The organism is Limnohabitans sp. (assembly GCF_046052765.1).
GTDB lineage: Bacteria > Pseudomonadota > Gammaproteobacteria > Burkholderiales > Burkholderiaceae_C > Limnohabitans.
In genome coordinates this window covers 78,235-91,821 of the sequence record NZ_JAVLFQ010000066.1, presented here as the reverse complement: position 1 = coordinate 91,821, position 13,587 = coordinate 78,235, and the positions used below count along the sequence as shown (strand labels likewise).

The window sequence follows — 13,587 nt, the reverse complement described above, 5'->3', positions numbered from 1 at the left end:
CATGACTACTGCACGTTTACAACTTCCCGCTCGCATTGTTGAAGGCGATGTGTTCAAGTTGCGCTTGCTGGTTCAGCATCCAATGGACAGCGGTTTTTTGCGTGACCTCGAGGGAGTTTTGGTTAAACGCAATGTCATCCGTCACCTGCAATGTATTTTTCACGACAAAGAAGTCTTTCGGGTTGAACCCACCACAGGCACGTCAGCCAATCCCTTGTTTGAGTTTTATCTGCGCGCCACCAAATCGGGCGAGTTGTATTTCAGATGGGTTGATGACAAAGGGTACATCGGAGAACTTCGTCAAAAATTGGTGATCGAACCTGCCAACCAGTCCAAAGCTTCTAAACCCTAAGTCATGCAGATATTGTTGAATTCACAGCCAATGTCTGGCCCGAAACTTTGCTTATGGGGACTGTCAAGATGTTTGATTTATTTTCTGTTGCTCAACGTGTTCGGCCTGTTGTTTCATCTTCCCATGGCTGTGGCGCAACAACGTTTGATTGCCTTGGACAAATTGCAATCCGGTTTGGCTTTCACTGGTCCTGAAATTCTTGATTTGCAAGGTGACGACTTCGCCAACCCTGGACTGCCTTTTTTGGAGAAAGGAGCCAAGTTGTGGAACCAAGTCTCAGGCAAGAACGATAAAAGCTGTCAATCCTGTCATGGCGAATTGAAAAGCATGAAAGGTGCGGCAACCCGTTATCCTGCCATCGATAAAGCCAGCGGACATTTGTTTAATTTAGAAGACCGTATTCGCCATTGCCGCCAAAAGCGTCAAAAAGCAGCTGAATGGCCGCTTGAGTCTGAGGAATTACTTTCAATCACGCTGTATGTCACCTCAGCCTCGAACGGCATGCCCATCAAGGTATCCATTGATGGCAAGGCACAATCACATTTTGAGGCTGGTCAGAACATATTCACTACCCGCCAAGGTCAGATGAATCTGGCGTGTACGCAGTGCCACGATCAGCGCTATGGCATCAAACTGTTCACAGACAAACTCAGCCAAGGGCAGCCTAACGCTTACCCGGCGTATCGGATTGAATGGCAACGGTTGGCATCATTGGAACGGCGCTTGCGTTTTTGTTACACGGGTGTCAAAGCAGAAATTCCAGCGTGGGGACACGAAGATATGCGCGATATCAGTCTCTATTTGATGTGGCGGGCTCAGGGATTAAAGATTGAAGTGCCCTCGGTACGCAAGTAGATTAAAGCGTAGCCAAAACTTTTCTCCATAAGTCAGGTGTGACCTCGGGCATCACACCAAACCATGCAGCAAACCCAGGACGTGCCTGATGCAACAACATACCCAAGCCGTTGACAACAGGATTTCCTCGAAGTTTGGCGCGTAACAACAAATCGGTTTCCAACGGTGTGTAAACAATATCAGAGACGACCGCGCGCGTGGGCAACGCAGATATATCGATGTCCAACGCCGGTTGACCTTGCATGCCTTGGGTGGTGGTGTTGACCAACAAAGCAGCATCGGCCAGGGCAGCGTGGCGTTGTGACCAGTCGAAAGCATGCACGGGTGAACCGAATTGTGAGGCCATGGCTTGCGCCTTTTCTGGGCTGCGATTGAGCAATCGTATCTCTTTGACGCCTGCATCTGCCAAGGCCCAGACAATGGCGCGCGCTGCACCCCCCGCACCCAACACCACCGCTGGCCCACTGTGTGCAAGCCAATCAGCTTGTGATTCGCGCAGACTTTGTATGTATCCAAAGGCGTCCGTGTTCGTACCACTCAAACTGCCATCAGCTTGCACGATGACCGTGTTGACCGCACCGATGTGCTGTGCCACATGGTCTATGTGGTGGACAAACGGCAGTGCATCAACCTTATGAGGCAAGGTGAGGTTACAGCCAGCAAATCCCAATGCTGACAGCCCTTCAAGCGCATCAGCCAAGTGCGCGGGGTTGACAGCCAAGGGGACATAATTGCCACGCAAACCCATCTGCTCTATCCAGTGACCGTGTATCACTGGCGAGCGAGAGTGTGTAATGGGCCATCCCATGACCCCGGCGAGAACGAAAGTATGTGAGACTTTTTGAATCATCGTTTGACAAGCATAGCGTTTTTGCAAAGGCAGGGGAAATAGATCAGCAAGAGCTTGTTAAAAAATCCTGCATTACTGTGAAACAATTGCCACTTCATTTGAAATGCGCTCTGATGTACGAAGCAAACAAGACTAACAGTCAAACACTGCACCAGTTTCTGGCCGCTATGACCAGATTGGTAGATAGTGCCCCCGCCGAGCAAGCCTTGATCGCGCAGGTGCAAGTATTGATGGAACCCTTGTTAATCGATGATGACTGGCTGCAAGCCGAATTGACGCAGGCACACCCGCTTCATCCGCAACAATTTTTAATTTATGCCGATCCGCAAGCCAGATTTTCAGTGGTAAGTTTGGTTTGCGGCCCCGGACAAAGCACGCCCATCCATGATCACACTGTCTGGGGGGTAATGGGCTTATTGCGTGGTAGCTTATCCTGCCAGCCCTATAGCCGAATGTCTGATGGACGCTGGGTGCCCGCTGGTTTTCAAATCGATATGCTGCCGGGCGACATGGAATCAGTATCGCCGCGCACTGGCGATGTGCATAAAGTTTGGAACCCCCTGCCAGACCAGGTGACAGTCTGCATAGAAATATACGAAGGTCATATTGGTTTGATCGAGCGCCACAGCTACCGAGAGGACGGTTCGCGTCAAATGTTTGTTGACGGCTATGCCAATGTGCATTTGATTTCCAGCCCTGTTCAATCAACTGCTCCGCTTGTCACATCTGCTACTTCGGTTTCTGTGACCGTACCAACAACGCCCATGTCTGACCCAGCAGCCCAGATTAAACCAGCTGATGCATCTGTGCGACTCGAAGAAATCGGATTGCCATCTTTGCACCATGAACATCAAGGTATAGGACCCCGTTTTGCGGTCTGCACATATTCACAAGTTCGCAAAGCCTTATTAGAAAAACAAGAAATCGCACTGGTTGATGTACGTGAAGAACATGCCTATGCACAAGGTCACCCATTGTTTGCGATTCATTTGCCGTATGGCCGCATAGAGGCCGACAGCGCACGCCGTATTCCGCGTCTGGACACGCCCATTGTTTTGTTTGACCAAGGTGGCGTATTGGCTGAGCGCGCGGCAGAAATTTTCCAACGCATGGGTTACAGCAACATCAGCATCTTCCAAAATGGTCTGTCCGGTTGGGCTGCTGCTGGCGGCGAATTATTTAGAGACATCCATGTCGCAAGCCAAGCTTTTGCAGAGTTGGTAGAGCACCAGCGAAAAACGCCCTCTTTCTCAGCGCAAGAAGTCAATGCATTAATGGCTAGCCAATCAGACATGGTTTTGCTCGATGCCAGACGCTTTGAAGAATACCAAGCCCTCAGCATCCCTGGCGCTATCCATATCCCTGGTGGTGAATTGGTGTTGTGCGCCAGAACTCTGGCTTCGGACGCCATCACGCGCATAGTGGTGAGTTGTGAAGGTCGTGCACGCAGCATCATTGGTGCGCAATCATTGATCAATGCAGGCATACCCAATCCAGTGTGTGCATTGCGAAACGGTCTTTTAGGCTGGAGCCTTGCGGGTTACGAGTTGGAGCAAAAGGCCGACAAATGCTTTAACGCGGTTGACGAAGATGACCGCAAGAAAACCGCTGCCTCCGCCCTCGCTCTGCTTTTTCGTAGCGGGGTTCAACGCATAGACCGAGACACGCTGGCGCAGATGATGGCTGAGACCAGCCGCAATACCTACTTGTTAGACGTTCGCAGCTTGCAAGAGTATGCGCATGGCCATTTCGAGGGTGCGCGCCATGCGCCAGGTGGACAACTGATCCATCAAACCGATCACTACATAGGTGTTCGGGGTGCCCGCGTGGTCGTGTACGACGATGATGGGGTACGTGCCTCTATGGCGGCCTCTTGGCTGGTGCAAATGGGGTGGGAAACCTATGTACTGAAAGATGTTGCGATTGAAGATTTGCAGCAAACAGATGAACCGATAGACGACTTGCCCGACACTGTAGATCAGGTCGCTGAGGTTGATCCGGTCACACTCAAAGAATGGTTGGCAAACCGCAGCAATCTAAGCATGGTCATAGATGTAGGCGACAGCAGTACTTATGTCAAAAAACATATCCCAGGTGCGTGGTGGTTGTTGCGTTCACAAATGGCCGAGGACTTCTCGAGGGTTCATAAAGCCAACCGGTATGTCCTGACTTGTGCGGATGGTCGCGCCTCGAGGTTTGCTGTTTCAGAACTTCGCGCATTGGTCAGACCAGGGGTAGAAGTTTTCTGGTTGCCGGGAGGAAATGCCGCCTGGATAGCCAAGGGATTCAGTACACAGCAAGGTGAATCTTATGTGGCCAGTCCGCGCATAGACCGCTACCTCCGCCCTTATGAAGGAGCGAATTACTCCGCACAAAACCTGCAGGCTTATCTTGACTGGCAATCGGGTTTGGTGGAGCAACTGCGCAGGGATGCGACGCATTTTTTCAAAGTCATTTAAAACTCAACAGTCTTTATCCAAAGCAAGACCTCAAAGCTCATAGGCTCGCCAGTTTTTTGACCCATTGCAACTGTCTAGGCAAGCAAACGGATTGCAAGTCATAGTGCTCGACAGCTCGTTGTCGGGCCTGAGCGCCCAACCGCACTATGTCGGCTGGATCATTCAACAATGTATCAATGCCATGGGCCCAAGCTTGAGGGTCGAAGAAAGGCAATAAACGTCCGGTGACCCCGTCTTCAATGGCCTCGAGCACCGGGGCCGTGTTGCTGGCCAAAATTGCGCACCCACTGCTCATGGCCTCTATCAAGCTCCAGCTCAATACAAACGGATAAGTCAAATACACATGTACCCTGCTGACTTGAAGCATGGTCAAGAATTGGGGATAGCCAAGCCGTCCCAGAAAGTGCACCCGCTGCCAGTCACTGTCGGAAATTTGCCCGCGCACTTCATCAATGAACATTTGTTTCCAAGTTTGGTTGGCGGGTGGTTTAGCGCCATAACTGACCCCGTCTGAGCCAACGATTAACACCTGCACGTGCGGGCGCAGTCGCAGCAATTGAGGCAATGCCCGCATGAAAACATGGTAGCCGCGATAAGGCTCCAGATTGCGACTGACAAAAGTCACCACCTCATCGTCGCGGGACCAACTTAGCCCGTTATCCAATGTCAGTCGTGCAGCTGCATCTGGTCGAATACGACTTGTGTCAATGCCGTCGTGTATGACAGTGATTTTTTCACGCACCACTGGCTCATAGCTAGCTGCTTGCCAATGGGTGGGAGATATGGCAGCGTCAGCAAATGGATCTTGCAAGATTTGTACTGAATTTTTCAACAACAACCTGCTCTCGGTACTCACCTCAGGTTTTGAGAATTCCGGATCAAAATGCACGTCTTGGCCATTGACCTGGTAATACATTTCGTAAAACAAGCCTAATTTTGTTTCAGGCCACACATATTTGATGAATAGGCTTTCCCCCCATGAGGGGTGGGCAATCACCACATCAGGGGAAAAGCCACGCTGCTTGAATTCTTGCGCCCACCTTAAAACAGTTTCACCCCTGATCACTTTGGCTTCAATATCAATAAGCCACGGGTGAATGTTTGGCGTACTGCCACATTGAGGGTGATACGTATGGACTTTGACTCCCTGCCACTCGTAGGCAGGATTTTTTGTGAGCACTAAGGCATGTACATCATGACCCAAGCCAGCCAACGCGGGCGCCAAGTGTTTAAACTGGCCCGGGAAGTTTTGATGCAGAAAAAGTATCTTCAATCTGTGCTGGCACGACCCCAGGTCATGCGTTTCAATAGCCCATCATGCTTGATCAACACATGCCATAACACCGCAGCAAAATGAAGCGCCATCAAGCACATGAATATATCGGCGGAAGTCTCATGGACTTCAGAAAAAATGGATTTCAACTCAGGATCTGGAGCCCATAACTTGGGTAAAGGCCATCCGAAAAATTTGACTGGATAAGCAGAGAAACTGGAACCGATAAAACCTGTGATGGGCATCAACAACATGCACAGGTACATGAGCCGGTGGTTCCAAGTGGCCAATTTCTGTTTCCATACTTCCACGTGGTCGAGGGATGCGGGTACAGAATGTGTCACTCGCCAGCCCAATCGCCACAAAATCAACAACCCAAGACACAAACCTATGGACTTATGGATATTGAACCACTGAGCCCGGTAACCCACGGGCTCTTTAGGCAAGTCTGCCATCCACAAACCCAGCCCCAGTTGAGCAATCAAACCAACAGCTAACACCCAATGCAAAATGACCATCATTCGGTCGTATTGCAAAGGCAAAGTCGCGGGTAATGTCTGATCATCAACCAGATTATTGTTATCAGTCATATGCACTTTCTTTCAGAGAATCTTCAGTGTGCCACGACACCCCAGGGCAATTTACCCACAGGAATTTCAGACACCATTTTTCGACTTGCCACATCAATCACGCTGACTGAACCGCTGCGCCCGGCAGCCACGTACAACTTGGTGGCATCTGGGCTGAAAGTCATGTTCCACGGGCGTTGTCCAATGGCAATGTTGTCAACCAGTTCGAAGGTTTTGGTATCGACCATAGAAACATTGGCGTCTCCGCCATTACTGGCAAACACATAGGCGCCGTCGGGTGACACAATCACGCCCGCAGTGCGTTTGCCGACAGCTTGTTTACCTACGACTTCTCGCTTGACCATATCGATGGCTACCAACAGACTGGCGCTTTCAACCGCTACATAAGCGCGTTTTCCATCTGGACTGAAAGCAATACCACGTGGTCTTTCGCCTACTTTGATGGAACCGATTTGTTTGCGTTTGGTCAAATCAATCAGATCCACTTGGTCGGCTTCTTCTGCAGACACCAGCATGAACTTTCCATCCGGACTGAACACCCCGTGCTCTGGATTTTTTCCTTTGACACGAATAGAAAATTTCACAGCCATGCTTTTGACGTCTATGAAGCTGATGCTGTTGGTTCCTTCGTTGGCTACCCCCAACCATTTACCGTCAGGTGAACAATAAAGCGCCTCAGGAGACTCGCCAAGTTGTACACGTTGCTCTATTTCACCTTTGTTTGGATCAATCATCCACAACTGTGCTGAATTTTGTTCGGTGACAAATAATTTTTTACTGCCTTTACAAACGGCCAAACCTCGCGGCTTTCCCCCCGTATCTATCGTCGAGATCACGGTATCTGTGTCAATATCAATCACAGACACAGAACCGCCACCTTCATTGGTTGCATAAGCACGCGATTGTGCAAAAGCAGAAAAATCCAGTAAAGACAAGCCAAGGCAAAACACAAAAGAAAACTTTTTCATTTCAATCCCATCTCATCTAAAAAAACAAAAGTCACACTACGCATCTTAGAGCAGGCCATCAACCCTTAAAAGTCAGGGGAGAAGGACTCTGCTTTCGTCAGTTATTATCCGAGGCTTGCGATGGTTGGCACTCTTGCATTATTTGATTTAGCGGCCAACTTTTTAACTATTTCCTTAGGTGAAATGTTTTGAAATCTTTTTTTTCGCGCCTCAAGGCCAATCACCCCCATTGGGATGTTGAACCCTTGTGGTTTGAATGGTTGATATTGGTTGGACTTTTTATTTTTTCTACTTGGCTGCTGGGTATCAAAGGTGTTTGGCATTTATTGCTCAGCTCCGACCCTACCGGTATTACCTTGGTCATCATCATTATTTTTGCCGTCTCCACCATGTGGTGCGGTGTGCGCTCCAAAGAATTGGCCTACCAGCGCGACTTGCTTGACAAAGCGTCTGTTCAAGGCTTGCAAGGTTTGATACATGCCCAAGGCTGGGCGGCTGATTATTGGTCTGCACTTGCCGCCAACCCGCAGGACTCAACTGCGCCGCTGGATTTACTGATGGAGAAAACCCATGGTCCGCATTCCACCGCTTGGTGGGTCAACGGGGTTCAATTGAAATTGGGCTTGCTGGGCAAGGTCATCGGATTTTCCGTGCTGGCAATGCAAATTGGTCAAATCCAAAACTTTGACCCTAGCCAAGCGCAGGAACTTTTACGCAACCTGACCTCTGGACTAGGTGTTGCCTTGCTCACCACCATGGTTGGCTTGGTTGGCAATATTTTGCTAGGGCTTCAGTTGACCAGAATGGACCGGTTTGCAGATCAATTGCTGTCACAGGCGCAACGCCACGGATTGGTCATCGGTCGCTGAGGCGATTGTTACGCCATGCGCAACAACCGTTTTTCCCGCGAGCCTGAGGTCGATCCTTTTTATGACATGCTTTTTAACATGCTGATCGCGTTTGTGTTTTGTTTCATCATCGCTTTGCTGGCCATGAACCCTAAGGCCACCAAAAGTGGAGATATTCCTGCCAAAGCAGAATTCATCATCACATTGTCTTGGCCAGACATGGACCCCAATGATCTGGATTTGTGGGTACAAGGTCCGTCTGGCGAAAGCGTTTGGTTCCGCAACCGTGAAGCTGATCTGATGCATTTAGACAGAGATGACAGAGGAAATTCAAACAACACCATCATGATCAACGGGCGTAAAGTGGTGAACCCTTTGCGTCAGGAAGTGGTCACCATTCGCAGCATTGTTCCGGGTGAATATGTAGTCAACGCTCACTACTACGAAACCAAGGATATTGACAACAGCGACCCCAAGGCTGGCCAAGCGGTACAGGCAACCGTGTCAATCATCAAGGTCAATCCCAAAGCCGAGGTGGTTTTTTACGGTCAAGCCATGCTGGAAGCCCGCGGCAAAGAAGTGACCATGGCCCGATTCACAGTCACCCCCGAAGGTGGTGTTGACAATATCAACACCATCCCCAAAACCCTCATCAAGTCTTTTTGATATGACGCTTACTTTGATTATTGTTTTTGCACTGGTCGCTCTGCTGCTTGCATTGGCACTGGTTTATTCCAACTGGCCCCGCTGGCTCAAAGGCTTGCTGGCTGTTGGCATCACAGGTTTTTATTTTTTCGGTTTCTCTTCTGTGCATTCGCTTTTGGGCATACCAAGCACAGATGCCCTTCCGGAAAGATTTGTCATGCTCGCTGCTTTGGTAGAAGAACCCACCAGCAAGCATCCAGGAGCCCTGTATGTTTGGATCACGCCCATTGAGGAGGGCAAAGGTTTTTTGCAACCTCGTGCTTATAAATTGCCCTATACACGCTTGGGACACGAACAAATCGTTTCTGGCATGCGCAAAGGCCGTGAAGGCATCCCTCAAATGGGAACCGCAGAAATCAAGCCAGGCAATGGTAAGGGCAGCAGTTGGTTGAACCCAGGCAGTGACGAGCAGGAAGTCAAAATCATGGACCTGCCAACACCTCAGGTGCCTGAAAAATGAAAATACGCATCAACGTTATTTTTTTAATCACTTTGTTTTTTATCGCCGGTTGCGATCAACCGGCGAAAGAAAATCCTTTGTTTCCATTGGCCGCTGGAAAACGTTGGACTTACCTTATTGAAACGGTGTATGACGCGCCGGATGCCAAGACAACATCCCACAAACTGGAGATCAAAAACCTCGGCAGTGCTGAACTCAGTGATGGCAGCAAAGCATGGGTACGCCTTAGCAGCAATGGCCATGAATACTGGTTGACGACAGATGACAATGGCATTCAACGGGTAGCGTTGAAAAGTCCGACAAGAGATCAAGCGGAGATGGATGTGGAATCTCGCACCGTACTTCCCCACCCTTTGAAGGTTGGCAGTACCTGGACTGTTCCCACGGTTCCCTATTTTTTACGGCGCCGCAATGAAAATCCATCAGAATTTCGATATATCAGCAAATACCAAAATATGCCCATGGTTTTTACAGTTGCGGACATGAATGTCAGCATATCGACGCCCGCAGGTAATTTTGAACATTGCACGCGCGTAGATGGCACCATGGAAATGATGCTTTGGAACGATGTGGTGTTCGCGTACAAACCCATCCCCATTCTTTCTCGAGAATGGTTTTGTCCTGGGGTGGGATTGGTGCAAGTGGAACGCGATGAACCGACCACTGCAAAGTTTTTCCAAGGTGGTACCTTGCGAATGAAATTGATAGATTTTCAATAAACCGAAATTTTCTATTTCTCTAGCCCCTATAGGCCAGCCAATTCACACCTTTACTGCCCCCCACCTCGAGGCAGATGTTTTTGTTTGTCATTGCCAAAATAGATTCTTTACTCGTACCTGACATCGCCATGGGTTGACGGTGTCTCTTTTTGAGAAATTCCATAGTTTTAATACCCCAACTAGGGTTTGCGCTAGTCTTGGTCTTATACAAGTCAGGGAAAATTTCGTTGTTAGTTGTTTTCCCTTTGTTAAACCCTGAAGGATTTTTTTATGAAACTATTGATCAAATCAGTTGCACTGGCAGCTGCTTTGGGCGCAGCCTCATTGGCAAGTGCTCAAAGTTGGCCTGTCTATGGTGGCGACACCGGCAACACGCGTTACAGCGAAGGTACCCAAATTACCGCAGCTAACGTGAACAAGCTGAGCGTTAAATGGGCCCTCCAATTAGGCTCAAACCGTTCACAAGAATCTAGCCCCATTTTGGTTGGCGACACTTTGTATGTGACATCATCTTTCGGCCCGAAAAATGTCTTTGCTGTGAACGCAAAAACAGGTGAAGTTCGCTGGAAGTGGTCCCCTGAAATGCCTAAAGCTGTTGACCAGTACGCATGTTGCGACGTGAACAGCCGCGGTGTTTCCTATAACGACGGCAAATTGTTCGTCGGCCGTTTGGATTCCAAAGTCACTGCACTTGATGCAAAAACTGGTAAAGAGCTCTGGACAACCGCAGTGGTGGATTACACCCAAGGTTCAGTCATCACTTCACCTCCCACATTGGCTAAAAATCTGGTCATCACAGGCTTTGGCGGTGGTGAATACGGCGTACGCGGTGCTTTGGTTGCTTTAGACCAAGCCACTGGCAAAGAAGTTTGGCGTACCCACACCGTTCCTGTTGGCAACGAAAAAAATGCTGACACATGGAAAGGTGACTCTGGCAAAACAGGCGGCGGTGCAGCTTGGAACGTTGGTTCATATGATCCCAAGTTGAACTTGGTTTACTACGGCACCAGCAATCCTTCACCATGGTCAGCTTCTGTCCGCGGCAATGACTCTTCAGACGTCGGCAAGTTCACCAACTTGTACACAGCGTCTGTGGTTGCTCTGAACCCAGACACTGGCAATATCGTTTGGCATTACCAGTTCACACCCCATGATGCATGGGATTACGACGGTGTCAACGAATTGGTTTTTGCTGACCTGCCTGTCGACGGTAAAAAAGTACCAGTCATCATGCAAGCAAACCGTAACGGCTTCTTCTATGTGATCGACCGTGCGAATGGTAAGTTGATTTCTGCCAAGCCGTTCGTCAATGGCGTGAACTGGGCGACTGGTATTGACCTGAAAACAGGCGCACCTATCGAAACAGCCAACAACGAAAAACGTCCTCGCCTGAAAAAGTGGGCCAAAGACATTTGCCCCAACTTGCTCGGCGGCAAAAACTGGATGCCTATGTCCTACAACCCCAACACTGGTTTGGTTTACATCCCAACCATGAATCTGTGTATGGACTTGGAAGGTATTCAAGAAGAGTACAAGCGCGGCCAGTTCTTCCTTGGCGTCAACTTTGACCTCAGCAAAGTGGGTCCTGGCGGCCACGGCGGTGGTTTGAAAGCTTGGGATCCAGTGGCTCAAAAAGAAGTCTGGTTCAACAAGGATGAACTGCCTTTCAACGGCGGCACGATGACCACCAAAACAGGTCTGGTTTTCGCTGGTGACATCAAAGGTACATTCCGCGCTTTGGATGCCAAAAATGGTAAAGAGCTTTGGAAATTCAACTCTGGCTCAGGCATCAGCGCTGCACCTATCAGCTACACCTTAGACGGCAAGCAGTACATCGCTGTGGTTTCTGGTCGCACCCAATCTATCCCTGCGTTCTTGGGCGCATTGGGCGAGAAAATGGTGGCAGCCAGCCCAGAAGGCGGCACCTTGTTTGTGTTCTCACTGAACTGATTTCCACTTTAGTGGTTATCTAGGCACCGCCCTTCGGGGCGGTGTTTTTTTGTCAATTTTTTGTATTTGTAACCCTGCGTTAAGGGTGTACTCTGAAAATAATGTGTGAGAAATGTCTTGTTGGTTAACAATATAGCAAGTCACATTATTTTCATCGTACTTTCAAAATAGAGGAGATTTCGATATGTCCAAGTTGTTCCAAAGTGCACTCAAGACTTGTCTGAGTTCTACTGCACTTGCAGTTGCTGCATTGGCCAGCACTGGAGCTTATGCAGACCCTTTGCGAGTTTGCTCTGATCCTGACAACCTGCCTTTCAGCAAAGCCGATGGTCCTGATAAAGGGCTGTATATTGAATTGGCTGAGAAAGTAGGACAACGATTAGGAACGACAGTTGAATACGTTTGGTGGTTGTCTTTCAATCAACGTCGCGCACTGCGCAACACCATGGACGGCTGTGATGCTTATTTTGCGCTTCCCGCTGATGCTGAATACCGAGTCAAGGGAATTGAGAAAAGTAACCCCTTTCTGAATGTCAGTTACGCCATTGTCAGCCCCATAGGTCAAGTATTCAAAGGACTAGATGACCTCAAGGGAAGAAACATAGGTGTTTTGTATGGTTCCCCTCCTTTGATCATGCTTTCAACCCGCGAAGGTTTTACCTGGACCACCTTCCGTTCGCATGATGAATTGTTTGCTGCGATGAATAAGGGAGAACTAGACGTAGGCTTGATGTGGGGACCAAGCGCTGGTTTTGACAATATCAAAAATTTCAATAGCCGCTGGCAAGTACTCCCTATCAAGGGAGAAGGTTTAGGCGGTGAAGTTGCAGTTGCTGTTTCAAAATCCAAGCCCGCGTTGAAAGAGCAGATCAATCAAGCCTTAGACTCGTTGAAGCCTGAGATTCAACAACTGGTTAAGAAATACGGTTTTCCATCACAAGCTCCATTGCTGATCAACAGCGCAAGCAAGTCACAGATGGCTAAACCTCACATGGTTATGGCTCAATCGTCAGCCAATAAGTCAACTGGCTTCATCAAAGTGGGAACCACTCAGACACAACAACGCGAATGGTTGGTTGCCAGCGATGGTGATTCCATTGCTGAAGCCAAATCCAATTTCAACAACAAATGCTCACATTGCCATGGCTCCAATGGTGCATCACCTGTCAGTGAGCGTGATTTGCGTAAACTCAGTATGCGTTACCAGAGCGAATGGAAAGATGTGGCCTACACCACCATCACCAAAGGTCGCCCAGATTTAGGCATGCCGACGTGGGGTGGCATATTGCCTGACGCGGAGATCAAAGCAATCATTGAATTTTTAGTCACCGTACAAAAGAACTGACCTTCGCGGTTCTCAATCTCTGACCGACTGTCTGATGCAGTCGGTTTTTTTTATACTTTGCCCACAGATTAATTAGCTTTACCTGTCAGGGAATGCTTATCTCTTTGACAGGATAGCCCTGCGCATTGGACAGATGTCAGTGTGAAATAAAGATACTTCTGAGCTATTGTCTAAAGATAAATTTCAATAGGTCAGATGAAGGACATACAGACG

The 13,587-nt window shown here is 49.0% G+C and carries 13 protein-coding genes; 9 read left to right on the top strand and 4 right to left on the bottom strand.

Features of this window, described 5'->3' with window-relative positions:
* Position 1: 1 nt before the first annotated feature.
* Together AC9UG7_RS10170 and soxA are read left to right on the top strand one after the other, a co-directional pair.
* Positions 2-352: a thiosulfate oxidation carrier complex protein SoxZ gene (locus tag AC9UG7_RS10170; RefSeq protein ID WP_509587280.1), complete on the top strand. Its 351-nt coding sequence runs from the start codon at positions 2-4 to the stop codon at positions 350-352.
* A gap of 72 nt (positions 353-424) precedes the next feature.
* Entirely contained in the window at positions 425-1,207 is a 783-nt protein-coding gene (soxA, locus tag AC9UG7_RS10165; RefSeq protein ID WP_509587278.1) for a sulfur oxidation c-type cytochrome SoxA, read from the top strand.
* Position 1,208: 1 nt separating this feature from the next.
* On the opposite strand, the gene AC9UG7_RS10160 is transcribed toward soxA, so the two are convergent.
* Positions 1,209-2,057 carry a shikimate dehydrogenase gene (locus tag AC9UG7_RS10160; RefSeq protein ID WP_509587276.1) on the bottom strand — a complete coding sequence of 283 codons (849 nt, stop codon included), beginning with the start codon at positions 2,055-2,057 and terminating at the stop codon, positions 1,209-1,211.
* Between the two features lie 113 nt (positions 2,058-2,170).
* On the opposite strand from AC9UG7_RS10160, the gene AC9UG7_RS10155 reads away from it, so the two are divergent.
* A complete protein-coding gene (locus AC9UG7_RS10155; RefSeq protein WP_509587273.1) occupies positions 2,171-4,516 on the top strand; it encodes a rhodanese-like domain-containing protein in 2,346 nt (781 codons plus the stop codon).
* 37 nt (positions 4,517-4,553) lie between these two features.
* Here the strand turns inward: AC9UG7_RS10155 and AC9UG7_RS10150 are convergent, their stop codons facing one another.
* From AC9UG7_RS10150 to AC9UG7_RS10140, 3 genes are read right to left on the bottom strand one after another with little or no spacing between them, the layout of a single operon-like run.
* Positions 4,554-5,741 carry a glycosyltransferase gene (locus AC9UG7_RS10150; protein WP_509587270.1) on the bottom strand — a complete coding sequence of 396 codons (1,188 nt, stop codon included), beginning with the start codon at positions 5,739-5,741 and terminating at the stop codon, positions 4,554-4,556.
* A 44-nt stretch (positions 5,742-5,785) separates the two neighbouring features.
* Positions 5,786-6,379: a cytochrome b gene (locus AC9UG7_RS10145; RefSeq protein ID WP_509587268.1), complete on the bottom strand. Its 594-nt coding sequence runs from the start codon at positions 6,377-6,379 to the stop codon at positions 5,786-5,788.
* A 23-nt stretch (positions 6,380-6,402) separates the two neighbouring features.
* The gene (locus tag AC9UG7_RS10140; RefSeq protein WP_509587266.1) at positions 6,403-7,347 is read right to left on the bottom strand and encodes a YVTN family beta-propeller repeat protein; all 945 of its coding nucleotides are present in this window, start codon (positions 7,345-7,347) and stop codon (positions 6,403-6,405) included.
* A 188-nt stretch (positions 7,348-7,535) separates the two neighbouring features.
* Here AC9UG7_RS10140 and AC9UG7_RS10135 point away from each other — a divergent pair, with 188 nt between their 5' ends.
* From AC9UG7_RS10135 to AC9UG7_RS10110, 6 genes are all read left to right on the top strand, one after another.
* Positions 7,536-8,216 carry a hypothetical protein gene (locus AC9UG7_RS10135; protein ID WP_509587264.1) on the top strand — a complete coding sequence of 227 codons (681 nt, stop codon included), beginning with the start codon at positions 7,536-7,538 and terminating at the stop codon, positions 8,214-8,216.
* A gap of 15 nt (positions 8,217-8,231) precedes the next feature.
* Positions 8,232-8,861 carry a DUF2135 domain-containing protein gene (locus tag AC9UG7_RS10130; protein ID WP_509587261.1) on the top strand — a complete coding sequence of 210 codons (630 nt, stop codon included), beginning with the start codon at positions 8,232-8,234 and terminating at the stop codon, positions 8,859-8,861.
* 1 nt (position 8,862) lies between these two features.
* A complete protein-coding gene (locus tag AC9UG7_RS10125; protein WP_509587259.1) occupies positions 8,863-9,360 on the top strand; it encodes a hypothetical protein in 498 nt (165 codons plus the stop codon).
* Positions 9,357-10,079, top strand: a complete 723-nt coding sequence (locus tag AC9UG7_RS10120; RefSeq protein WP_509587257.1) for a hypothetical protein — start codon at positions 9,357-9,359, stop codon at positions 10,077-10,079. Before AC9UG7_RS10125 ends, AC9UG7_RS10120 begins: the two co-directional genes overlap by 4 nt.
* Before the next feature lie 270 nt (positions 10,080-10,349).
* The gene (locus tag AC9UG7_RS10115; protein WP_509587255.1) at positions 10,350-12,029 is read left to right on the top strand and encodes a PQQ-dependent dehydrogenase, methanol/ethanol family; all 1,680 of its coding nucleotides are present in this window, start codon (positions 10,350-10,352) and stop codon (positions 12,027-12,029) included.
* Between the two features lie 184 nt (positions 12,030-12,213).
* Positions 12,214-13,374 (top strand): c-type cytochrome, encoded by a 1,161-nt coding sequence (locus AC9UG7_RS10110; RefSeq protein WP_509587253.1) that lies wholly within the window; start codon positions 12,214-12,216, stop codon positions 13,372-13,374.
* Positions 13,375-13,587 lie beyond the last annotated feature (213 nt).